At 61.1% G+C, this 22579-nt stretch carries 21 protein-coding genes and 1 pseudogene; 8 read left to right on the top strand and 14 right to left on the bottom strand.

What is annotated here, in order from left to right; genetic code table 11:
- Window positions 1-148: 148 nt before the first annotated feature.
- Complete coding sequence (locus tag TERRO_RS06700) at window positions 149-1126, bottom strand: glycosyltransferase family 2 protein (protein WP_014785238.1); 978 nt, start codon at window positions 1124-1126, stop codon at window positions 149-151.
- 138 nt (window positions 1127-1264) lie between these two features.
- Between TERRO_RS06700 and TERRO_RS06695 the strand changes: the two genes are divergently transcribed.
- The gene (locus TERRO_RS06695) at window positions 1265-1702 is read left to right on the top strand and encodes a hypothetical protein (RefSeq protein ID WP_014785237.1); all 438 of its coding nucleotides are present in this window, start codon (window positions 1265-1267) and stop codon (window positions 1700-1702) included.
- 72 nt (window positions 1703-1774) lie between these two features.
- On the opposite strand, the gene TERRO_RS06690 is transcribed toward TERRO_RS06695, so the two are convergent.
- The 7 genes from TERRO_RS06690 to TERRO_RS06655 all read right to left on the bottom strand — a co-directional run bounded on the left by TERRO_RS06690 (window position 1775) and on the right by TERRO_RS06655 (window position 11347).
- On the bottom strand, window positions 1775-2539 hold the full coding sequence (locus TERRO_RS06690) for a sulfite exporter TauE/SafE family protein (RefSeq protein ID WP_014785236.1): 765 nt from the start codon (window positions 2537-2539) through the stop codon (window positions 1775-1777).
- Window positions 2540-2611: 72 nt separating this feature from the next.
- The gene (locus TERRO_RS06685) at window positions 2612-3454 is read right to left on the bottom strand and encodes a phosphoadenylyl-sulfate reductase (protein WP_014785235.1); all 843 of its coding nucleotides are present in this window, start codon (window positions 3452-3454) and stop codon (window positions 2612-2614) included.
- The gene (cysN, locus tag TERRO_RS06680; RefSeq protein WP_014785234.1) at window positions 3454-5190 is read right to left on the bottom strand and encodes a sulfate adenylyltransferase subunit CysN; all 1737 of its coding nucleotides are present in this window, start codon (window positions 5188-5190) and stop codon (window positions 3454-3456) included. The genes TERRO_RS06685 and cysN overlap by 1 nt, the downstream gene beginning before the upstream one ends.
- The gene (gene cysD / locus TERRO_RS06675; RefSeq protein WP_014785233.1) at window positions 5191-6132 is read right to left on the bottom strand and encodes a sulfate adenylyltransferase subunit CysD; all 942 of its coding nucleotides are present in this window, start codon (window positions 6130-6132) and stop codon (window positions 5191-5193) included.
- A 540-nt stretch (window positions 6133-6672) separates the two neighbouring features.
- Entirely contained in the window at window positions 6673-9876 is a 3204-nt protein-coding gene (locus TERRO_RS06670; RefSeq protein WP_014785232.1) for a TonB-dependent receptor, read from the bottom strand.
- Window positions 9877-10270: 394 nt separating this feature from the next.
- Window positions 10271-10576, bottom strand: coding sequence for a hypothetical protein (locus TERRO_RS06660; RefSeq protein ID WP_014785231.1), 306 nt, complete (start codon window positions 10574-10576; stop codon window positions 10271-10273).
- 144 nt (window positions 10577-10720) lie between these two features.
- On the bottom strand, window positions 10721-11347 hold the full coding sequence (locus TERRO_RS06655) for a DUF1349 domain-containing protein (protein ID WP_217164467.1): 627 nt from the start codon (window positions 11345-11347) through the stop codon (window positions 10721-10723).
- Between the two features lie 103 nt (window positions 11348-11450).
- Here TERRO_RS06655 and TERRO_RS06650 point away from each other — a divergent pair, with 103 nt between their 5' ends.
- Window positions 11451-11696: a hypothetical protein gene (locus TERRO_RS06650; RefSeq protein ID WP_041592491.1), complete on the top strand. Its 246-nt coding sequence runs from the start codon at window positions 11451-11453 to the stop codon at window positions 11694-11696.
- A 22-nt stretch (window positions 11697-11718) separates the two neighbouring features.
- Here TERRO_RS06650 and TERRO_RS06645 read toward each other — a convergent pair whose 3' ends face one another.
- The 3 genes from TERRO_RS06645 to TERRO_RS06635 form a co-directional block, all read right to left on the bottom strand.
- Window positions 11719-12042, bottom strand: a complete 324-nt coding sequence (locus tag TERRO_RS06645) for a hypothetical protein (RefSeq protein ID WP_014785229.1) — start codon at window positions 12040-12042, stop codon at window positions 11719-11721.
- Between the two features lie 212 nt (window positions 12043-12254).
- Entirely contained in the window at window positions 12255-12617 is a 363-nt protein-coding gene (locus TERRO_RS06640) for a YtxH domain-containing protein (RefSeq protein ID WP_014785228.1), read from the bottom strand.
- An 88-nt stretch (window positions 12618-12705) separates the two neighbouring features.
- The gene (locus tag TERRO_RS06635) at window positions 12706-13419 is read right to left on the bottom strand and encodes a uracil-DNA glycosylase (protein WP_014785227.1); all 714 of its coding nucleotides are present in this window, start codon (window positions 13417-13419) and stop codon (window positions 12706-12708) included.
- Window positions 13420-13554: 135 nt separating this feature from the next.
- On the opposite strand from TERRO_RS06635, the gene TERRO_RS06625 reads away from it, so the two are divergent.
- The 3 genes and pseudogenes from TERRO_RS06625 to clpP form a co-directional block, all read left to right on the top strand.
- Window positions 13555-14631: a hypothetical protein gene (locus tag TERRO_RS06625; protein WP_052313290.1), complete on the top strand. Its 1077-nt coding sequence runs from the start codon at window positions 13555-13557 to the stop codon at window positions 14629-14631.
- Window positions 14632-14761: 130 nt separating this feature from the next.
- On the top strand, window positions 14762-16165 hold the full coding sequence (gene tig, locus TERRO_RS06620) for a trigger factor (protein WP_014785225.1): 1404 nt from the start codon (window positions 14762-14764) through the stop codon (window positions 16163-16165).
- A gap of 107 nt (window positions 16166-16272) precedes the next feature.
- A pseudogene (gene clpP, locus TERRO_RS06615) lies at window positions 16273-16872 on the top strand (ATP-dependent Clp endopeptidase proteolytic subunit ClpP); the annotation flags it as partial.
- Window positions 16873-16929: 57 nt separating this feature from the next.
- Here the strand turns inward: clpP and TERRO_RS06610 are convergent.
- Window positions 16930-17562, bottom strand: coding sequence for an FMN-binding negative transcriptional regulator (locus TERRO_RS06610; protein WP_014785223.1), 633 nt, complete (start codon window positions 17560-17562; stop codon window positions 16930-16932).
- Window positions 17563-17746: 184 nt separating this feature from the next.
- Between TERRO_RS06610 and clpX the strand changes: the two genes are divergently transcribed.
- Window positions 17747-19030 (top strand): ATP-dependent Clp protease ATP-binding subunit ClpX, encoded by a 1284-nt coding sequence (gene clpX, locus TERRO_RS06605; protein WP_014785222.1) that lies wholly within the window; start codon window positions 17747-17749, stop codon window positions 19028-19030.
- A 202-nt stretch (window positions 19031-19232) separates the two neighbouring features.
- Window positions 19233-21659 (top strand): endopeptidase La, encoded by a 2427-nt coding sequence (gene lon, locus TERRO_RS06600; protein ID WP_014785221.1) that lies wholly within the window; start codon window positions 19233-19235, stop codon window positions 21657-21659.
- Between the two features lie 76 nt (window positions 21660-21735).
- Here the strand turns inward: lon and TERRO_RS23395 are convergent, their stop codons facing one another.
- Window positions 21736-21882, bottom strand: coding sequence for a DUF5670 family protein (locus TERRO_RS23395; RefSeq protein WP_014785220.1), 147 nt, complete (start codon window positions 21880-21882; stop codon window positions 21736-21738).
- 183 nt (window positions 21883-22065) lie between these two features.
- Between TERRO_RS23395 and TERRO_RS22625 the strand changes: the two genes are divergently transcribed.
- Window positions 22066-22215 (top strand): DUF3309 family protein, encoded by a 150-nt coding sequence (locus TERRO_RS22625; RefSeq protein ID WP_014785219.1) that lies wholly within the window; start codon window positions 22066-22068, stop codon window positions 22213-22215.
- 82 nt (window positions 22216-22297) lie between these two features.
- Here the strand turns inward: TERRO_RS22625 and TERRO_RS06595 are convergent, their stop codons facing one another.
- Entirely contained in the window at window positions 22298-22579 is a 282-nt protein-coding gene (locus TERRO_RS06595; protein ID WP_014785218.1) for a MoaD/ThiS family protein, read from the bottom strand.

Here is a 22579-nt window from a genome sequence, read left to right as displayed (position 1 = left end):
CTGTGCCCTTCCAAGCGGACACTGCTGGAGGTAGGTGTGACAGGGTGCTTCGCTTTGCTCGGGATGACGGCGGTTGAGGGTATCTGGGCGCTAACAGGAAAGGCCGCGAATCTGTCGCGGCCTTTTTTGATTTCTTGAGATTTGGAAGTTACGAGAGCATGGTTTCTTCTGAAGAGCGGAGGCGAACGATGCGTTCGACTGCGTAGGGCGCGCGGTGTTGCGGCGAGTGGTAGTGGCGCACCTGTAGTTCGCCGAGCAGACCGATACCGATGAGCTGGACGCCTGCGAGGATGAGCACCGAGGCCATGATGAACCAGGGGCCGTGCTGGAGCAGCATGTGGCCGTGCGTGACCAGCTTCATGATGCCGAGCCAGAGTGCCATGATGATACCGGCTAGAACGCTGATGGCGCCGAAGCTGCCGAAGAAGTGGAGCGGCCGCATCATGTACTTCAGCAGGAAGCGAATGGTCAGCAGATCGAAGAAGACGCGGAAGGTGCGGGTGATGCCGTAGTGGCTCTTGCCGGCGACGCGTGGCGGGTTCGAGATCGGGATCTCGCAGATGGATGCGCCGTACCACGATGCCAGCGCCGGGATGAAGCGGTGCATTTGGCCGTAGAGCGGGATGTTCTGAATGACTTCGCGGCGGTAGGCCTTGAAGGTGGTGCCGAAGTCGTGGATGTCGACGCCGCTGAGCTTGGCCATGAGCCAGTTTGCGATGCGTGACGGGATGCGGCGCATGACGAAGTTATCGGCACGCTGTGCGCGCCAGCCGCTGACGACGTCGTAGCCCTCTTCGAGCTTGGCGAGGAAGTCCGGGATCTCACGCGGATCGTGCTGCAGGTCACCGTCCATGGCGAGGACGAAGTCGCCCTGGGCGTGATCGAAGCCGGCGGCGAGCGCAGAGGTCTGGCCGAAGTTGCGGCGCAGCTTGATGACGAGGACGCGACTGTCGACGGCGGCGATCTCTTCGAGGAGACGGTAGGTTCGATCGCGCGAACCGTCGTCGACGAAGATCATCTCGAAGGTTTCGCCTACATGCTCCATGACGTCTTTGACACGGTCATAAAGCGCAGTTACGTTGTCTTCCTCGTTGTGGAACGGGACGACGATGGAATACTTTGGCACACATCGATTTTACGCCTCGTGCGGATGCCCGGACCGGGAAAATGGCGCCAACTGCTGTCGGCATCCCAGTGGTGGTGGGTTTGCAGGATCGAAAGTGGTACTGCGGCTGTTTCGCACCGATGGTACCTTGAGGGTGATATGGGGAAGCGCATTTTCGGAATTGTCGTGGCTTTGCTGGCGGTTTATCTGATTTATTACGCCTATCAGCGGCGCATGATCAGCCAGTCGACGGACGGGTCCATCAAGATCGGCGATACCGACGATGCGACCGCGAAGGATGGTTCGTCGAACGAGTTGCAGACCCCTGCACCGAAGCCTCGTGCGACCGTCGAGAACCCCTTGAACAGCACGATGCCTGCGGCCGCACAGACACCGGTGGCGGCACGGGACAGCATTCAGCCGAACCCGCCGAACGGTGTGGCGTTTGCGGGGACGGGTAAGTTCCAGGTCTATCGTCAGGGCAATCTGACGTGGCGTGTGGATACGGAGTCTGGCGCGAACTGCATCCTGTTTGCCACGATGGAAGAGTGGAAGAAGCCAGTGGTTTATCACCACGCGTGCGGCGACAGCCGGTAAGTAGTATCGCAATCCAAAAGAAAAGCGCGGGCTGATCGCCCGCGCTTTTTCGTGTGTGTTGCAGCGTCGCAGTTACTTCGTGACGCCGATCATGTTGGTGTAGAGAAACTGCACGCCGATGATGAGCAGCCATACCCATAGTGCGAAACGCAGAGGCCGCTTGGGGATGTACTTTGCGGAGACGGTGCCGACGATGACACCGCCGATGCCGCCGATGATTAGTTCTTTTAGCAACTGGGTATCGTGCGCGCCGTTGAACATGTGGACGCCGCTGCCGATGACGGCGACGAGGAAGCCGAAGAGGATGTCCGTTCCGACGACCATGGCGGGCGCGAGTGTGGTGAGGGACAGGAGCGCGGCGGTGCCGAGCGCGCCAGCACCTGCCGAGGAGAAACCTACTTCTGCTCCTACGGGAAACATGAGGAGCGGCATGGCCCAGGGAGCGTCGCGGGTGATCTCGCGCGGGTTCTTGATGGGGCGGAAGGAGTAGAAGATCTGGTAGATCGCGGTGCCGACGAGGACCGCGCCGAGCAGGCCGTTCATGAAGTGTTGCGAGCCCTTGCTGACGAGGTGTGCGAGGAAGAAGGAGCCGACGAGGACACCGGGGAGACCGCCGAGGAGCATCCAGCCGAGGACCTTCCAGTCAACCTGCTTGCGGATGATCTGCGTGGGAACGAGCAGCAGCTTGACCGATGCGGCGAAGACGAGGCCGGTGGTGACGGCGATGCTGGTGGGCACGCCAAGGAAGAGGATCAACAGCGGAGTTGTGATGGTGCCGGCGCCTACGCCGGTGAGCGCGATGAACATCGCGATGATGAAGCCGATAAGGTAATGCATCCGTAGCTTTCCAACAGCGGTACTGCAGCGTTCTGTACCCGTGTCAGCCATCCGGTTAGGAAGGCTAACTACTTAGTGCGAGGCATCCGGATTGCCATCTTCTGTGGCCTGGATATGGATGCCGCACTCCACCTTCTTGCCTGCCCATCTGCCGGAACGAGGATCGTTCGGGTCGGTGGGCAGCGTGGTACATGGCTCGCAGCCGATGCTGGTATAGCCGAGGTCGTAGAGCGGCAGCAGCGGGATGTCGAAATGGGCGCAGAGCTGCCAGACGTCGCGTGTGGTCCAGTCGGCGAAGGGACTGAGTTTGCGGACGATGATGCCGGGTTTGACGGCGAAGTCGTCGATCTCTTTGAGGGCGGTGCGCGAGCGTGCCTGTTCGCGGCGGAGGCCGGTGAGCCAGACCTTGTACTGGGCTACGGCGTCGAAGAGCGGCTCGACTTTGCGGAAGCCGCAGCAGCGATTGGGCTCGGTTTGGTAGAGAAGGCCGAACTCGGATTCCTGCTGAGGGACGGTCTGGCGCGGCAGCAGGTTGGTGAGGTTCAGGTGCCAGTCGGCGGCGATGCGGTCGCGGTATTCGTAGGTTTCTTTGAAGTGGTAGCCGGTGTCGAGGAAGAGGACCGGGATGTTGGGGCGCAGCTCCATGGCGAGGTGGAGGAGGAGTACGTCCTCGGCCTGGAAGCTGCAGGTTAGGCAGGCTTCTTCGGGGCCTACAGGGCTTAGTTCGTCCTGCAGAGTCTGCCGGACGTGGGCGAGCTGGGCGAGGAGTTCCGGGCGGAGGTCGGCTGTGTCGACGATGGGTGCATCGGGGAGTGGCGCGCCGCCGGCTCGTTCGGTTTCACGTTCGGCGCGGAGGACTTGTTTTTCGTGTTCGCGTGAGACGACTTCGGTGGTGTCGATTGGGAGTTGGGACATTAGTCATTCTCCCGGAGTGCGCCTGCGTTGCGTAGTGCCTCGATGGCGGCTGTGATGGCGTCTTCACTGCCCTGCAGACGGAGTGCGTGTCCGGGGTGCAGGGTGATGTCGCGGGTGATCTGTGCGGTGGCCTGTGCGGTTGTTGCTTCGGCCTTGCGGATCATGCCTGCGGCGACGGTTGCGTTGGTCTGCAGGTCGATGAGGACGAAGCTGCCGGTGTGGCGGTTGGCTGCGTAGGTGTCAAAGGCGAGCGGTTGCAGGGCTTCGACGGTGACGTTGCCGATGCCGTTCATCGAGAGCGTGGCTGCGGACTTGTGGTGGCTTAGCTGGCCGGGGACTTCCGAGAGGTCGATGGTGCGGACGAGTGTGCTGACCTGTGCGGGGACGCTGCGGCTGCCCTGCTTGAGCAGGTAGCGCTTGCCGAGTTCGAGCGGGGTTTCGTCCATCCAGACGAGCGATGCGGTGAAGCCTTTGGCGATGACGGGCTGCTCGGCTGCGTTGACGAGGAGGTCGCCGCGACTGATGTCGATTTCGTCTTCGAGGGTGAGCGTGACGGAGAGTGGTGCGAAGGCCTCCGGGAGGTCGCCGTCGAAGGTGACGATGCGCTGGACCTTGCTGTGCTTGCCGCTGGGGAGCGCGGTGATGGTGTCGCCGACGCGGACGATGCCTGCGGCGATCTGTCCGGCGAAGCCGCGGAAGTCGAGGTTGGGACGGATGACTCGCTGGACGGCCATGCGGAAGGGCGCGTCGATGTTGACCTGCGAGGACGGGATGGATTCGAGCAGGCCGAGGAGTGTTGGGCCCTCATACCACCAGGTATTCATGCTGGAGTGGACGACGTTGTCGCCGGCGAGTGCGCTGACGGGGACGAAGTGCAGCGTGGTCTGGTCGTTGCCGTCGATGTCGAGATCGTGGAAGAACGTTGTGAAATCCTGCTGGATCTTCTCGAAGACCTCTTCGCTGTAGTCGACGAGGTCCATCTTGTTGACGGCGACGATGACGTTGCGCACGCCGAGGAGGGCGGTGATGTAGGCGTGGCGGCGCGACTGGATGAGAACGCCTTTGCGTGCGTCGACGAGGACTACGGCGACGTCGGCGGTGCTGGCTCCGGTGGCCATGTTGCGGGTGTACTGCTCGTGGCCGGGGGTGTCCGCAATGATGAACTTGCGGCGTGCGGTGCTGAAGTAGCGGTAGGCGACGTCGATGGTGATGCCCTGCTCGCGTTCGGCGCGGAGGCCGTCGGTGAGGAGTGCGAGGTCGAGCACGCCGGGCGCGGTGGTTCCCTTGCCTTCGATTGACTGGATCTGGTCGTCGTAGACGGATTGCGTGTCGTAGAGCAGGCGGCCGATGAGGGTGGACTTGCCGTCGTCGACGGAACCTGCGGTGGAGAAGCGCAGGAGGTCCTTGCCGCGTTCTTCCGCGAGGTAGTCGCCGATGTTGAAGTTGGCGGCGAATTCGGCGGAGACGTGGATGGGTTCCGGCTCCGGGGTTTGGCCGAGGTGCGGATTGTGGAGCGCTACGTTGGAGTTCCAGGCCTCGGGTTCGCCGGAGGGGGCGCCGTTGGCTGCCAGGTCCGGGGCTGAAGCCCCTTCTTGTGCGGGGTTGGAGTCCAGTGGGCTGAAGCCCACTGCCTTCTCCGGTTCGCGCTTTGCGCGAATGTTTTCGGATTTGGGTGCCTGCGCGGCCTGCGAGGTCTCGAGGTGCAGTTCTACGAGATCGTTGTTGGAGGTGCTCATTTAGAAGTAGCCCTCGCGTTTCTTGATCTCCATGGAGCCTTCCTGGTCGTGGTCGATGACGCGGTTGGCGCGTTCGGACGAGCGGAAGCCGAGGATCTCTTCGATGATTTTGGGGATGGTGTCGGCGTCGCTACGGATGGCGCCGGTGCACGGGCTGCAGCCGAGCGAGCGCAGGCGGCTCTTGACCATGGTGGCCTTTTCGCCCGGACGTGCGACGAAGTCCTGTTCGGTGGGCAGCAGCGCGTCGCCGCGCAGGTACATGGGCCGTTCCTTCGCGAAGTAGAGATCGACGACGGGGATGTTCTCTTCGTGGATGTACTGCCAGACATCCATCTCCGTCCAGTTGCTGAGCGGAAAGACGCGGATGCTTTCGCCTGGGTGGATACGGGCGTTGTAGAGGTTCCAGAGTTCGGGGCGCTGATTCTTCGGGTCCCACTGGCCGGCGGTGTCGCGGAAGCTGTAGATGCGTTCCTTGGCGCGCGATTTCTCTTCATCGCGGCGCGCACCACCGAAGGCGGCGGTAAAGCCGTAGTGGTTGAGGCCGTCGAGCAGTGCCTGCGTCTTCAGCAAACCGCAGCAGCGCTTGGTGTCGAGCTTGATGGGATTGGTGCCGTTGGCAAGGGCTTCTTCGTTGCGCCAGACGAGCAGTTCCGCTCCGATGGACTTGGCCATGTTGTCGCGGAATTCGATCATCTCGCGGAACTTGTAGCCGGTGTCGATGTGCAGCAGCGGGAACGGAATGGGCCCGGGATAGAAGGCCTTCTGCGCGAGGCGCAGCATGACGGACGAGTCCTTGCCGATGCTGTAGAGCATGACCGGCTTTTCGAATTCGGCGGCGACTTCGCGCAGGATCTGGATGCTCTCAGCTTCGAGGAGACGCAGGTGGCTGAGGCGCGGTGTGGCTGCGGTGACTTGCGGCTGGGATGGGGAGAGTGTGGCCATCGAATCCTATGAGTTCATGGGTACGTGCACAGAGATGTTGGTGGAGGAAGGTGCAGAGCGATGTTCTAGCGCGCGCAACAACAGACAGCCGTGAGGACGGCCGGACAACAGTCGCAAATGAAGGAGGGCGCGCGCATGTCTGCTCTTTGAGATTAGCAAACGGGGGCCTGGGATTCAAAAGGTGGCCTTAGCGCGGGCCTACAGCCCGCTGTCTTTCTCTCTCCCCGCAAACCCAGGGCTTTGCCCTGGGCTGGGATAGCGCGAGCCTTTGGCCCGCTTACCTTCGCTTCGCGAAGGGCCCACACATCCGCTACGCGTATGTATGGGGCACCCGATTCGTGGCTGAAAGGTGCCGTCTTCTGTGGCTGGTCGGGGTCGTCGGGATCCCTCGCTTTGCTCAGGATGACGATGTATCTGTGGTGAGTCCGAATAGGGGCCTTTGCGCAGGACGACGGCGCACGAGGCAGTATGACGGGTTAGAAATTGTTGGCCGGTGTGGGTGTCGCCCCGCACCGGCCTTTCTCTTCTTCGCTTCCGCAGCTAGAAGAGAACCTTGACGCCGAATTGGAGCTGGCGAGATGTTGCGGCTGCCGTGATGACGCCAGCCGTGGGACTGGCGACGACGGGTGCGGTCTGGTTGGCGGCTGTGCCCTGCGTCGGTCCGGAGGAGAAGACGACGGGGTTCGGCGTGAGCAGATTGGTGTGATTGAAGAGGTTGAAGGCTTCGGCGCGGAACTGCACTCTCAGACGTTCGCTTACCTGGGTGTTCTTCAGCAGTGATAGATCCCAGTTGGCGAAGCCTGGCGACTGCAGCGTGTCTCGACCGAGATTGCCGACGGTGCCATAGGCGGGCGCCGAGAAGGCTGCGGCGTCAAAGTATTTCGCTGCGCGCTGTGACGTACTGCCGCCGGTGTAGAGCTTGCCGTTGTAGTTCGGGTTCCGGTTGGGACGGACGGGGTTGCGCGTATCACCGGAGCCGGTGGGGTTGTAGCCGAGTTGCGGTGTGAAGGGCAGGCCCGTCTGCAGGGTGACGATGGCGCTGACGGACCATCCACCGACGGCGCGCCGCAGGTAAGGATTGCCGGTGCCGCTGCGGCCGAAGGGCAAATCGTAACTGCCGTTGAAGGCTGCGAGATGCCGCACGTCCGTTGCTGCCGGGCCGTAGTCGAGCGAGGGGTTCTTCGGGTAGCTGATGAAGGCTGGCGTATTGGCGGAGACGCTGGTATTCCATGCGCTGCCGTTGTCGAGGTTCTTGCTGAAGGTGTAGACGCCGCGCAGCGTCAGGCCTTTGCGCAGGCTCTGCCGTACGTCGATGACAGCGCCGTTGTAGTTGCTGCTGCCGGCGCTGAGCCAGGAGGTGGTGTTGGCGACGGCGGGGTTGGCGCGTGTGGTGGTGGGGTAGTAGAGCGTGCCGTTGGGCACGCCGGCGGGGCAGTTATTCGCGCAAAGCTGCGAGGCCGGTTCGTTCTGGTTGGCGGAGAGGATCTGGTTTGTGCCGCGCGAGCCGATGTAGCCGACGGTGACGGAGAGATTCGCAGCGAGTTGCCGCTCGATGTGCAATGCGTAGGAGTAAACGGTGGGCGTTGCAAGATCGGGCTGAATATTCGATGGGGAGATGAGGCCGGGCGCGCCGGAGGTCGGGTTTGCCACGGTCGTTCCGCTGTACGACACGGTGGTGTTGAACGGGGCGGCCTGGTCGAGGCGGTAGTCGAGATTGTCGAGCAGCGAGTGGTGCAGACCGAAACCGGCGCGAATGGCTGTCTTGTTGTCGCCGGTAACGTTCCAGGCGAGGCCGACGCGCGGCTCTGGCAGGAACTTGGCGCGGTTGGTTGCGAGGCCTGCGCTGCCGACTGTGGGCGTGCTGTTGATGACGCCGTTGGTGAAGCCGTAGACGCCGGCGCGGCCCTTGGCTTCGTTGAATCCGTTGCTGGATTCGAAGCGGATGCCCGCCGTGACTTCAAGATTGGGCAGCGCCTTCCAGGTGTCCTGCAAATAGGCTGCGCCAAACCACGAGCGCCATGCGAGTGCCGTGGGATTTGGCACTACGGTGAAGGTCTTGATGTTGCCCGCGAGGAAGGTGCTGAGCGAGGCGAAGCTGGCCTGGCCGTACTGGTTCTGGGCGAGGTTGTCGTTCGATTGCAGCCGCTGCAGCCATCCGCCTGCTTCAAGCGTGTGGCTGCCGAGCGTGTAGAAGATGTGGTCGTCGAAGGTGAAGAGGTTGCGCGTGATCGCGTTGTTCGAGCCAACGTTGGCGCCGGCGCCGGTGATCTGCGAGGAACCGTTGGAGGCGGTGGAACCGGCGATAACGATGGCACCGATGGGCTTGCCGGCGACGAAGGTGCCGCTGGCCGCGGCGACGTCAGGTGGTACCTCACCCAGGAAGTAGAAGCTGGCGCGTGAGAAGCCGGCGCGTGCCGTGTTGAGCAGGCGCGGGGAGAAGACGTGCTGCTCCTGAAGGCTGGCGACCTGTTCGCGCAGGGCTTCGTTGATGAGCGAGAGCGGGTTTGCCGTGGGCGTGTTCGCGGTGGAGTCGTCGACGGTGTAGACGCCGAAGAGGAGGTCGTTCGCGGAGAGGTTGGCGTCAAAGCGCGCGGTGCCGAAGTCTTCGCGGATGTGCTGCACGGGCGTGGAGTAGGCGATGGCGATACCGGAGCCGAGGTCCGGGCCGTTGGCGATGGGCCACAGATTCAGCAGCGGCCGAACGGAAGGTGCGGCGGCTGCGCGGGAGGCTGCGTTGGGCACGAGTGTGACGTCGCTAAGGCCGAGGTTCTGGCGATAGCCCTCGTAGTTGGCGAAGAGAAAGAGCTTGTCGTGCTTGATCGGGCCGCCGAGCGCCGCGCCGAAGTTGTTGCGCTGGAAGTTTGGCTTCTTCGCCTGGTCGAAGTAGTTGCGCGCGTCGAAGGCGGAGTTGCGGATGAACTCGTAGATGCCGCCGTGCAGTTTGTTGGTGCCGGATGCGGTGACGATGGAGATCTGCGCGCCCTGCCGCTTGCCGTAGTTGGCGCCGTAGGTGTCGCTGACGACGTTGAACTCGCGAACGGCTTCGACGCCGAGCAACTGTCCGCTGGTGCCGCCGGGTGTGACATTGATGAGGGATGCGCCGGTGTACTCCACGCCGTTGAGCAGATAGAGATTGTCCTGCGGGCGGCGGCCGGAGACGGAGAACATGTTGCCCACCGAGGAGTTCGACGTGCCGACGGAGCCGGAGCGCTGCGACGTGTAGTTGACCGTGGCGGGGTTGAGCGTGATGAGCTGGTCGTAGCTGCGGCCGTTGAGCGGCAGATCCTTCACCTGGCGCTCGGTGACGAGGCCGCTGACCTGTTCATTGGAGAGATTGACGGTGGGTACGGTGTCGGTGACGGTCACCTGCTGCTCGTCGTTGCGGACGTGGAGCTTTACGTCGAGCGAGGCGGCCTGGCCGACGGTGAGGACGACACCGGTGTGCTTCTCTGCACCGAAGCCATCGGCGGTGACGGTGACGGAGTAGATGCCGACGGCGATGGAGGGTGCGCTGTAGCGGCCTGCGGTGTCGGTGCGCAGACGGCGTTCGGTGCCGGTCTCATCGTTGTGGATGATGACGTTGGCGTTGGGAACGGCGGCGCCGCTGTTATCGGTGATGACGCCGTACAGGGTGCTGCCTACGACCTGCGCGCCCGCGTGTGCAGCGGTGAGCGACAGGACCGCGGCGATGGCAATGGGGGCGGATGCAAGAAGGCGCGAACGTCGCGCGAAGGGGTGCGTCACAGGTAGTTCCTCTCGTTGTGTTCGGTTGTCGGGCGGCGCACGGGGTGGTCAGCGCACAGCAGGGCTGCGAAGGATCAGCGGCGACAACAACGACACAGGAGCATGGAAACGAACCTCGGGGGAAAGATGGCGCAGGGCGCCAGTAGTGGTGGATCAGAGATTGGATGAGGAGAAAAACAGAAAGGTGCGCGCGCTCAACCTAGCGGCGACAACAGTTACACGTTGCGTGGGAACGCAGCACCATGAGTTAGATATGTACTGGATTGGGATGGGGATTGCAAGGGAGGTCCTGCTTGTCGTTGTCGTTCTTGAGGAAACGGAGTTTTGTTTCGGATGACACGACTTAGGAGGAGCCTGGTGTGCTTTTACTTGCATTGCAGACGAAAAGATGCGGTCAGCAGCCACGCAATTTCAGCAGCAGTAGCGAGATCACAATTGACCCAAGAAACCCAACGATGAGCAGCAACGGAAACGGTCGCTGGGCACCACGGGAGTGGCTGGAGCTGGGCAGGTCAGGGTCGTAACGGATAAGGAACAGGCTGCCCTGAGGACGTGCGATTTCCGAAAAACATTCGCCTGTGTGCAGTTCGTCCCCGACGCGGTAGTTGTAGGTGATCCGGAAGTGCTTGCTGGAGGTGAGACCAAACGCAAGGGCGCGACCGGCGCGGACGTCATAGCGGCACTCTGTGACCTCGGCCATTGCTTCTGGCCACTCTTTGCGCACTTGTTCATCCTATGGCGCTATGCGGGTAAGGGGTGACGAGACTCGATCCGGCGCTCGGAAACAGTCTCTTTCCGAAACACCCGACTTTCGGTGCCAATGTTGCTGTCGGCGGGTCCGTTCTCAATCTTCCTTAGGAGGAGAGTTGAGAGCGGAGATGCTGAAGTGATCGAAGCGGACCTGGAACGGCTGCTTGCCCGGTGCAGCAGCGACCATGCCGATCTGAACGGGCACAGTCGGCGGGAAGTAGGCAAGCCGAAGCATGGACCATTTCTGGCCATCGAGGGAGTAGGAAATCTGCACCGTGTCGTTGTAGCGTTGCAACCGCATCCAGATCGAGGAAGGGCTGTCCGTGCGAGGCAGTACGGACCAGTCGGAGAACTCGCGCGTGACGACCGCACTGATGTTCTGATGACCGTTCACGAACTCTATTCCGGTCTTGATCCAGTTCTTCTCGTTCAGGCGAATCATCAGACCAGCCTGATGGTAGAGCTCACGATACTCGCCGTGGATTTGAACAATCGCTTCAAAGTTGCCGGAGCGCGTTTCATACTGAAACGGTCCATTGTCCCGGATGAAGCCGTAGTGCGTCACCCGCCAGTAGTCGGTGCCCGCAGGAACAGTTTCCGTTAATGTGTCAGCGGTGTCTGAAGATTTCTGTGGGGGATTGTTCCAGTGACGCGATGAGGTTTGAGCCATCATTGCTGTGGATAGTACCAAGAGACTTGCACCTGTACGCAACGCTGGCATGAGCGGAGTTTGTCACACGCATAGATTGCTGGCAAGCCGGCGTATCGTCACCGATCGGCTCGTTCCCGCAAACGACGTTATCGGAAACTGTTAGCCTCAGTCAGTGCCTTCGATCTATATCAGTAAGCTCTTTCACGAATTACGCGATGAACTTCTCTCGGCGATGCACGTTGCGGTGGAGCGTGAGGTTCGGGCTGGGAAGCCTGTGGACGTGAACCGCATGTGGCGGACGTTCTCGCGTGCGGCCGCGGGCAAGATGGCGAATCCAGTGGAAGTTTCCGATAAATGTGTGGAAGCAGACCGGCCGGGTGTGCGGCGGGGCAGGCCGGGCGCTTCGCGCGAGGATTGAGTCCGGACCTAAAGCTGGTCCCTTAGATCCGCGTCAGGGTTACTCCTGCGAACGAGCCTGCCTCCGCGTGAGACAGGCATTTTTCTGCGTAGATCTCGAGTTTTTCGATGTCCGAAGGATTTCGCTGCACGATGGCGGCCAGTATCTTCAGCACTGTCGCGGCGTAGGCATCGTCACCCCAGGAGACGGAGCCGAGGGATTCTTCACGCACGATAAGAAGGTCGGCACAGCCGATCTCTGAGGCCATTTCGGTCCAGTGCTCTTCTTTGAAATGCTCCAGGGCAATCTTCTTCACCCGAAGGATGCGTGCCTCGTGAGAGAGCGCGGTGCTGGTCGATTCGTTCATTGGTTCTCCAGATATGGAGACCCGTCCTGGGGGCCTTAGTTGTTCCTTCGATGGATGGCCGGGCTCTTCCCCGTTGAGTTGCGACTCTATGCAGAAACTGAAGGACCTGCATCCGGTCCAATCCAGAGATGAACGGGGAGAAAGCTTTTCCCGAAACATTCGTGCGATTGCTGACCGAGTGCAGGTCCTTTGGATCACTCTTCGCTGGCGATTTACACCAGCGAGCGGGCCTTCTTGGTGATGGTCTCGACGTTGTCGATGGCTACGTCAGCGACGCTGCTCAGCTTGTCCTTGGCTTCGGCGTAGGAGTCGTTCAGCGCGTCGATTGCCTTGGAGTAGGCCTGGTCCAGCTGCTTGGCGCTCTTCTTGTAGGCCGAGTTGGCTTCCTTGGAGAGGCGCTCTGCCTGATCCTTCACGTAATCGGCTGCGTCGTCGAAGGAGTCGCCTGCTTCGTCGTAGGCCTTACCGATCTTCTTGCGTGTGACTTTGCCTGTCTGCGGTGCGTACAGCAGGGCGACGATGGCGCCTGCGGTGGTGCCTGCGATAAAGGCGATCCAGAAATTTTTGCTGCTCATGCTTGGGCCTCGCTTCCTTGCTTTGTGATGGGCGGTCATCGGTGTGGGTTGTTCCGTATTGCGCCATCCTGGTGCGGTTGTGGTGGGTTTAGCTTAGACCGGCGAGTTCCCTTGCCCGCACGAAGATTTTGGTAAACATGGCCTTATTCAGACGGCCGGTGTTGGTGTTGCGCAGCGAGGGGTGGTAGCTGGCGAGCAGGACCATGCCGTTTGGCAGACGATGTTCGGCGCCGTGGGTGAAGGCGTAGTGGCGGCGGGAGTCGATGATGCCCTGCGCGATGAGAAAGTTCAGATAGCCGTCGAAGGCGATACGGCCGAGCGCGACGACGACACGCAGGCGCGGGAGTGCGGCGATTTCAGCGGCGAGATGCGGGGCGCAGTTGCGGATCTCCTGCGGTGTGGGCTTATCGCCGGGCGGGGCGCAGCGACAGATGGAGGCGATGCGGGCGTAGCGGAGTTTGAGGCCGTCGTCGCGGTCGGTGGCGTCTGGCTGGTTGGAGAAACCCGTCTCGTAGAGCACGGGATACATGAAATAGCCGGCTCCGTCGCCGGTGAAGGGGCGGCCGGTGCGGTTGGCTCCGTGTGCGCCCGGGGCAAGGCCGACGATGAGGACGCGTGCGTTGATGTCGCCGAAGCCCGGGACTGGGAGTGTCCAGTAATCCCAGTCGAGATAGGCGCGCCGCTTCGTCTCGCCCAGGGCGGTGCAGTATTCGCGAAGGCGCGGGCAGCGGGTGCAGGCGACGATGTTGGCGCTTACGTTGGCGAGCTCGGTGGCGGTGTGAGTCTTTCGTGCTGATGGCATGACGGCTCACATGATGGTAGCGTGGCAATGACTGCGCCTCGGCCCCCTTCCAGTGTTTTGGAGAGCTTGCAGGTAATGGAGACGATGCCAAGTTCGAGTGAAAATTCAGGCGGGACGCGCAGGCGCGGGCGGGGCATGAGCCTTGCCAGCTCCGGGCTGGTTACGGCGCTGCTGCTGGCCGTGGTGCTGGCGGTGCTGGGTGTGGTGTGGAAGGCGCACATGCGCGGCAAGATCCACAAGATGACCACACCCGAGATCCTTCCCGAGACCACCCTGGCCGCGCGGCCCGGTGGGCAGGACGTTGTCCGGATGATTCGCAGCGAGCATGCGGAGGGGATGGCACCACAGTTTTCGTCTGCTCTGTTGCTGCCGGGCGCAGGCATGGCAGTGCTGCAGGCCAACCTGAACGTTCCCGGACGTGGACAGATTCCGGTGCTGGTGGGAACCGACGAGGCGTCGCTGCCCGGCCAGATTGACCCGCTGACCTTTGCGCCGCGTCCTGGCCTTCAGGATTCGCCGATTTCGGTGCGCGTGCAGGTCCCGAACGGTCCTAACTGGGGAACGGCTACGGAATTGGTGAAGAATCGGCCCGCGCAGACGGCGACGAGCGATTTTCTGCCTGATGGGAGCACGTCGACCGCGACGTTTGCTGCGGCTCCTCCTGCCGGACTGGACGGCCATGTGCCGGCGCCGAGCGGAATTGAGACGAAGATCGTCACTACGATTACCGGTCGCGGACTGGATCTAAACATCTCTGCCACGAATCGGAACGACACGCCGCGGGCGGTAGTGATTGAGTGGCAGGCGAACTTCGCTGCTCCGCAGTCGGGTCTTTCCGGCATGAACGTGTTGGCGCCGGAGACCGTGCTTCCGTCGGCGACTGCCGCATCACGGGCGCTGCCGCTGGGCGAAGCCGATCTGCATGCGGTGTTTACCGGACTGAAGTACAGCTACCTGAGCCAGGGGCCGGAGATGCAGTTGCGAAACCAGGCAGACGGGTACACATTGCGGCTGACGGCGATGACGCCCAGCATTCGCAGCATGCGGATGGACGCGGCAAAGGACGGCAAAAGCGTCGCTATTGTCTTCAGTACGACCGGAAGCGGCAGCGCGGAGCAGTCCCGGACGGTCGTAGCGCCCCACGAAACACTGCAGTGGCGTGTCCGCGTGGACGCGCCATCCGACGCCGGTTATCGGGCTCCCACGCAGTAATGTAACCAGGCTGGCGACAGTCTGGTTTGACCCTCCCGTCGCGTGTCCGTACCATTGATACGACGGCATGACCGCCCGCGGCGAACCCGCCGCGGCCCGCCGCAGAGACCCATCCAGAAGGCATCCGATTTTGACTCCGAACGAGACAGTAGACGCAGCAGCCGAGACAACGCCGGCAGAGCAGACCGAACTCACGCACGATCACTCGCACGAGGGTCATGACCACTCGCATGAGGGCCACGTGCACCGCCCGCCGTTCAACCCTGAGTTGACGCGTTCGGTCAGCGTGGAAGCCTCTGCCGAAGAGGTTTCCAAGGCCTACAGCAAGGTAATCAAGCGCTACAGCAAGCTTGCGCGTATCCCCGGCTTCCGTCCCGGCAAGGTGCCGGAGGCGACCATCCGCAACCGCTTTGCGAAGGACATCCGCCAGGAAGTGCTGGAGTCGCTGGTGCAGGAGCGTTTTGTTGCTGAGATCAAGGCACAGGGCCTTACGCCGATCTCTGAACCCCAGCTGAGCGAGCTGTTCTGCGAAGACGGCCAGCCGCTGCGCTTCCGCGCACAGTTTGAGACAGCGCCCGCCATTGAAGTTACCGGCTACGACACCGTTACGGTCGAGAAGCCGAACGTGGCCCTGGAAGATGCGGAGTATGAGGCCGAGATGGACCGCGTGCTCGATTCGCACGCGACCATTGAGCCGGTTGAGGACGACCGTCCTCTGCAGGATGGCGACTGGGCCGAGATCAGCTTCACCGGCGCGCGCCGCAAGCCTGAGGGCGACACCAGCGTGCACGAAGCAGACGAGATCGACGGCGAAGACGTGATGGTTGAGATTGGTGGCAAGAACACGCTGCCCGCCTTCAACGACGCTCTGCGCGGCCAGTCGAAGGGTTCGGAGTTTGAGCTGGAAGTCAGCTATCCGTCCGACTTCGGCGATGTCCGCCTGGCCGGCATCACCGTGGACTACAAGGTGACGGTCAACGGCATCAAGCGCAAGGTGTACCCGGAGAAGAACGACGAGTTCGCCAAGCAGCTGGGTGAGTACGAGACTTGGGCAGACTTCGAAACCGGACTGCGTGAAAACGCAACCGCCGGCAAGAAGCAGCAGGCTGAGACCGAGGCGAAGGGCAAGCTGGTCGACGCACTTGTCGAGAAGTTCCAGTTCCCCGTTCCGGAGAGCTTTGTGAACCAGCAGATCGATGTCCGCCTGGATCGCGGCCTTCGTGCACTGGCACAGCAGGGCATGACGCGCGAGCAGATGCAGACACTGGACTTCGGCCGTCTGCGCGAGGCACAGCGTGACGAAGCCGTGAAGGAAGTCAAGGCATCGCTCATCCTGGATAAGATAGCCGCCGACATGAACGTGGAAGTGAAGGAAGAAGACATCGAGCGCGAGCTGATGATCCTTTCCCTGCAGACACGTGAGCCGCTGGAGACGTTGCGCAGCCGTATGAACGAAGACGGTACCGTTGGCCGCATGCGCGAGCAGATGCGCCGCGAAGCGACGGCTACTGCACTGTACGAGAAGCTGGCGTAACAATAGTTTCTGGTTTCTAGTTTCTTGTTTCTAGAGGATGTTTCCTAGAAACAAGAAACTAGAAACTACGCAACTTCTAGAAGAGCAACAACGGAAGAACGAGGGAGAACATGGGTCTGATTCCAATGGTGCTCGAGCAGACGAGCCGGGGCGAACGCTCCTACGATATTTACAGCCGTCTGCTGCGCGACAACATCATCTTCCTGGGCACGCCCATCGATGACAACGTCGCCAACCTGATCATTGCGCAGTTGCTTTTCCTCTCCGGTGAAGACCCGGACAAGGACATCCAGCTGTACATCAACTCGCCGGGTGGATCGGTCAGCGCAGGCATGGCTATCTACGACACCATGCAGTACATCAAAAACGACGTTTCGACTCTGTGCATTGGCCAGGCTGCAAGCATGGGAGCCTTCCTGTTGATGGCCGGTAAGAAGGGCAAGCGTCTCGCCCTGCCCAACTCGCGCATCCTGATTCACCAGCCGCTGATCATGGGCCACGGCATTCAGGGTCAGGCGACCGAGATCGACATTCACGCACGCGAGATCCTTCGTTTGCGCGAGCGTATGAACAAGATCATGGCGGACCACACGGGCCAAACCTTCGACCAGATCGAACGCGATACCGACCGTGACTTTACGATGGGCGCTGAGCAGGCAAAGGACTACGGCCTGATCGACGACATCATCTCGCGTCAAAAATCGTAAGAACAGCACTGATTGAAAGGAAAGGCCCGGCTTCTGCCGGGCCTTTTCCTATTGCGACTACGACTCTTTGAGCGGGACCAGTGCTGCTACCAGGCGATCTTCTGCGCGTTCCGATTGCGTCAGCCCCGTGACCACACCGGATCGGTCGGCTTCGCTGCGGTTCTGGCTCATCTTGCGCTTCCCTTCCAGCCGCGTGATGGGCATGCGGATCCCTACGATGCCGCGCAGTTGCGACCGGATGAAGTCGTCCGGAGCATCGGTCACGCGCCACGGCTCGGGACGCCCGTCTTCGTGCAGGTCGGTCAGGCGGGTGACGGCGTCGAGGAGGCGTTCCGGGTCGTCGAAGAATTCGACCGTGCCGTAGGCGTGCACCGTCTCATAGTCCCAAGTGGGGACGACCTTTCCCGTCTCTGCCTTGATCTCGTACCAGGACGGCGTGATGTATGCATCTACGGTCGGAAAGATGGCCAGTGCCTCGTGCTCTGGAGTCGTCTTCCATTGCTGGTTTGCGCGGGCGACGTGGCCGTAGAGGGTGCCGAAGGTGCCTTCCGATGCGTCCAGAAACAGCGGAAGTGGCGTGGCGAGCAGGCCTGCGGCAGTTGCGGTGATGAACTGCGCCAGACCGCAGGCGCGGACGACCGCGTGCATCTCCTGGGTAGAGGTGATTTCAAAATGGGGCGAGTTGTACATGGCCGTCCTTTTGGGTTGCGCCGCCAGTTGACGGAAATGACTGATTCGGAACCGTTCCCGGTGTGGAAAGCTCGGTCCAAATGACGCTTTGGATGTACTCTGTGGCGTCACGCGGACGGGAACAGGGGTGTAAACTTAAGCTCTGCCGGGTGCTGGTTTGCCCGGAGAGGAGTTGCGGATCCGCATGAAAACTTCCAAAGGTTCTGACGACTCTCTGCGCTGTTCCTTCTGCCACAAGTCGCAGGATGCAGTCGCAAAGCTTATCTCATCCCCTTCAGATTATCCCCGCGCTTACATCTGCGATGAGTGTGTTGCCGTGTGCAACTCAATCCTCGAGGATGACCGCACGGAAGTGCAGGCCGGTACAGCGCCCGCGCATCTGCCCAAGCCGCACGAGGTCAAGGCGTTCCTGGATGAGTACGTGATTGGCCAGGACCTGACGAAGAAGAAGCTCGCGGTCGCTGTTTACAACCACTACAAGCGTATCCAGATGAACCGCACGCGCGGCAACGATGTTGAGCTGGCGAAGTCGAACATTCTGCTGGTAGGCCCTACGGGCAGCGGCAAGACGCTGCTGGCTCAGACGCTGGCAAAGATGCTGGACGTGCCCTTTGCGATTGTCGATGCGACCACGCTGACCGAAGCCGGCTATGTGGGCGAGGATGTCGAGAACATCATCCTGAAGCTGCTGCAGGCTGCCGACGGCGACGTAACGCGCGCGCAGCAGGGCATCATCTACATCGACGAGATCGACAAGATCGGCCGTAAGGATGAGAACCCGAGCATCACGCGCGATGTGAGCGGTGAGGGCGTGCAGCAGGCATTGCTGAAGCTGCTGGAAGGCACCGTTGCCAACGTTCCGCCGCAGGGTGGACGTAAGCATCCGCACCAGGAGTTCACCATTGTGGACACGACGAACATCCTGTTCATATGCGGTGGAGCTTTCGTCGGACTTGAAAAGGTGATCGGTCGCCGTATTGGCAAGAAGGCGCTCGGCTTCAAGACTGCCGGGCTGGACGTGAAGGAGGCGGAAGTTACGCCGATTCGCGCACAGCGTGACAGTGAGCTGCTTCGCCAGGCGGAGCCGCAGGATCTGTTGAAGTACGGCCTGATTCCCGAGTTTGTGGGACGTCTGCCGGTGCTTGGCATCCTGGACGAACTGGACGAGGCTGCACTGATCGACATCCTGACGCGTCCGCGGAACGCCATTCTGAAGCAGTACGCGAAGCTGTTCGAGTTCGAAGGCGTCAAGGTGACGTGGACTGCCGAGGCTGCACAGGCCGTGGCGCACGAGGCCCTGAACCGCAAGGTGGGTGCGCGTGGTCTGCGCATGATCCTGGAAGAGCTGATGCTCGACCTGATGTACACCGTGCCGACGAACAAGAAGGTCAAGGAGATCGAAATCACAGCGGATCAGGTTAAGAACCGCAATGTGACGATCCCCGTTCAGTTGGAGAAGGCCGGGTAGTTCACGCACCAAACGATTCGCTGGAGATTACTGAAGGGCACTGAGTTTCAAACTCAGTGCCCTTTTGATATCGCACCATAAATGCGAGCTGCGCAGGCCGTCACTGGCGTGCGTGCGAATGCCTGTTAGGCGCTACAATCTCCGGAAGCGATCGAGTGCATCCGCATCCTGCGACGCATTTGGACGTCTAATGAGGGAGACCATGCCTAAACAAACAGATGCACCCCACGGCGATGTACGCAAGCTCCCCATGATGCCCATCCGCGATATGGTCATCTTCCCGCACATGATGACTCCGTTCGTCGTCGGCCGCGAATCCAGCGTGCGTGCGTTGGAAGAGGCATTGACAGGCGATCGCAAGATCTTCCTGGCGACCCAGCACGACGCGTCAATTGACGAACCAAGCGGCGACGACATCTTTGAGACCGGCACCATTGGAAACATTGTGCAGTCCGTGAAGATGCCGGACGGCAACATCAAGGTGCTGGTGGAAGGCGTCGAGCGCGCCCGCACGCTGGAGCTGAATGACGACGACGGCTTCTTTGTCGCGACCGTTCGCACCGGCAAGAGCGAGCTTGTCGTCACACCGCAGATTGAGCAGTTGATGCAGGTGGTACAGCAGCGCTTCGAGCAGCACCTGAAGCTGCAGCAGAGCCTGAACTACGAGACGATGGTCGCCAGCGTGCGCACGGACGAGCCGACGAAACTGGCTGACGTGATCGCTGCGAACCTGCAGCTCTCCATCGAAGAAAAGCAGGAATTACTGGATATCTTCGACCCGGCGTTGCGCCTGGCGAAGATTGCGGACGTACTCGACATTGCGATTGAGAAGCTCAACATGGACCGCACCGTGCAATCGCGCGTGAAGCGGCAGATGGAGCGCGCGCAGAAAGAGTACTACCTCAACGAGAAGATCAAGGCCATCCAGAAGGAACTGGGCCGCGGCGAAAAGTCCGAGTGGGACGAGCTGAAGAAGAAGATTGAAGCCGCCGGCATGCCGAAGGATGTCTTCGATAAGGCGATTCAGGAGCTGAAGAAGCTGGAGGCGATGCCGCCGATGTCGGCTGAGTCGACCGTGAGCCGCAACTACCTGGACTGGCTGCTGGCCGTGCCGTGGAAGAAGCGTTCGAAGGATATCCGCAGCATCGAGCACGCGGAGACGATCCTGAACGAGGATCACTACGGCCTGCCGAAGATCAAGGACCGCATCCTGGAGTTCCTGGCGGTGCGTCAGTTAGTGAAGAATCCGAAGGGTTCGATCCTTTGCTTCGTCGGACCTCCGGGCGTGGGTAAGACCTCGCTGGGTATGAGCATTGCCAAGGCGACCGGCCGCAAGTTCGTCCGGATGTCGCTGGGCGGTGTGCGTGACGAGGCCGAGATCCGCGGGCATCGCCGAACGTACATCGGTTCCCTGCCCGGCCAGATCATCCAGAGCATGAAGAAGGCCGGCACGAAGAATCCGGTGATCATGCTGGACGAGATCGACAAGATGGCCTCGGACTTCCGTGGCGACCCGGCTTCGGCATTGTTGGAAGTGCTGGACCCGGAACAGAATTCGACCTTCCAGGATCATTACCTGGATGTGGAGTATGACCTGTCGCAGGTGCTGTTCGTGGCGACGGCGAATGTTCTGCATACGATCCCCGGCCCTCTGCAGGACCGTATGGAGATCCTGCGGCTGCATGGATACACCGAGGTCGAAAAGCTCGAGATCGCGAAACAGTACCTGCTGAAGAAGCAGCGCGAGGGTACTGGCCTGACGGAGGAGAACATTGAGTTCACCGATGGCGGCCTGAAGGAGCTGATCCGCGGTTATACGCGCGAGGCCGGCGTCCGTAACCTGGAGCGCGAGATCGGAAACGTCTGCCGCAAGGTGGTTCGCCATGTCGTAAAGGCGGGCGCGAAGCACACGAAGGAGACGATCACCGCGGAGAACATCACGGAGTTCCTGGGTGCACAGAAGTTCCGCGACTCGATCATGCAGGAGAAGAGCGAGATCGGTCTTGTGACGGGCCTGGCCTGGACAGAAGTCGGCGGAGCGATCCTGCAGGCGGAAGTGCAGGTACTGGATGGCAAGGGCAAGCTGACCACAACGGGGCAGCTTGGCGATGTGATGCAGGAGAGTGCGCAGGCGGCCCTGAGTTACGTCCGCAGCCGCGCGCAGCACCTTGGCCTGCCCAAGGACTTCTATCGCAACATCGACATCCACGTGCACGTGCCGGAGGGCGCGATCCCGAAGGATGGTCCGTCGGCCGGCATTACGCTGGCAACGGCGCTCACGTCTGCCCTGACGATGATCCCGGTTCGCCGCGACATCGCAATGACGGGCGAGATCACGCTGCGCGGCAAGGTGCTCGCCATCGGCGGTCTGAAGGAAAAGCTGCTGGCGGCGCATCGCACCGGCATCCGCGAAGCCATCATGCCGAAGGACAACGAGAAGGACTTTGACGAGTTGCCGCAGTTGATCAAGGACGAGATGAAGCTGCACTTCGTCAGCGAGATGGACGATGTGCTGGAACTCGCACTGGAAGGCAAGCTGCCGAAGCTGGAAGAAGAGAAGCCGGAGGCACTGGCGAAGACCATGCCGCCACCGACTGCGATTCGCCCTGCGACGGAAGCGCGTCAGTAACGATCCCTCACCCTCAAGACAAATAGAAAGGGCCGGCGAAAGCCGGCCCTTCTGCATTGCGAAAACTTTAACGCTTTTACGCCTTGCGGCCGCTGAACAGTCCACCGATGAGCGAGATCACCCACACGATGGCGAGGATGTGGATAAGAAGACTGGCGCCATGCGTGAAGACTTCGCCAAGGATCCACAGCAGAAACAACACACCGGCAATTGCAAGAAACATCTGTACTTCCTCCCGCGCTCCTATATCGGAACCGCAAACCCATACATAGAAGCGGCTGTGCGAACGGTGGTTGCATGTGCAGGCAGAAATCATTTCTGGCGAAGCAGGAAACATGGGGAGGTTTGTGGCGCATCTAGCTTGTTGTGACGCGCGGTTGCGCGGAATTTCAACTGGAGAACTTCGATGCTGATCCTGCTGATCATCCTTCTGGTGCTTGCCTTTGGTACGTCGCCGATACTGCCCTACAGCCGCGGCTGGGGCTACTATCCGAGCGGTGGACTCGGTATTCTGGCGATCATCGTACTGATCGTTCTGCTGATGCACGGTGTCTAGATCTGGCGCGAATCTGCAAGACAAGAGGGGATGCGCCTTGGCGCATCCCCTCTTTCATTTCGTCAGTTTTCGGACGAATTCGTTAGTCGCGACCACCGGCGATCGACGGAATAAACATGACTTCATCGCGATCCTGGAACTGGTAGGTATCGCCACCGAGGAAGCGAATGTCTTCGTCGTTGACGTAGACGTTAATGAACTTCCGCAGCGTGCCAGACTCGTCCTTGATGTGCAGTCCCAGCTCGGGGAATTTCGTTCCCAGATCTTCCACCAGCGTGGGTAGCGTGGTGGCTTCGGACTGGACCTGCTTGGTGCCTGCGGTGTGCCGCGCAAAGGCGGCGGGTAGCATTACGCGAATCGACAA

The sequence above is a fragment of the Terriglobus roseus DSM 18391 genome, assembly GCF_000265425.1.
Taxonomy (GTDB): Bacteria; Acidobacteriota; Terriglobia; order Terriglobales; family Acidobacteriaceae; genus Terriglobus; species Terriglobus roseus.
The sequence above is the reverse complement of the archived record's forward strand: the minus strand, read 5'-3'. Positions and strand labels throughout refer to the sequence as shown.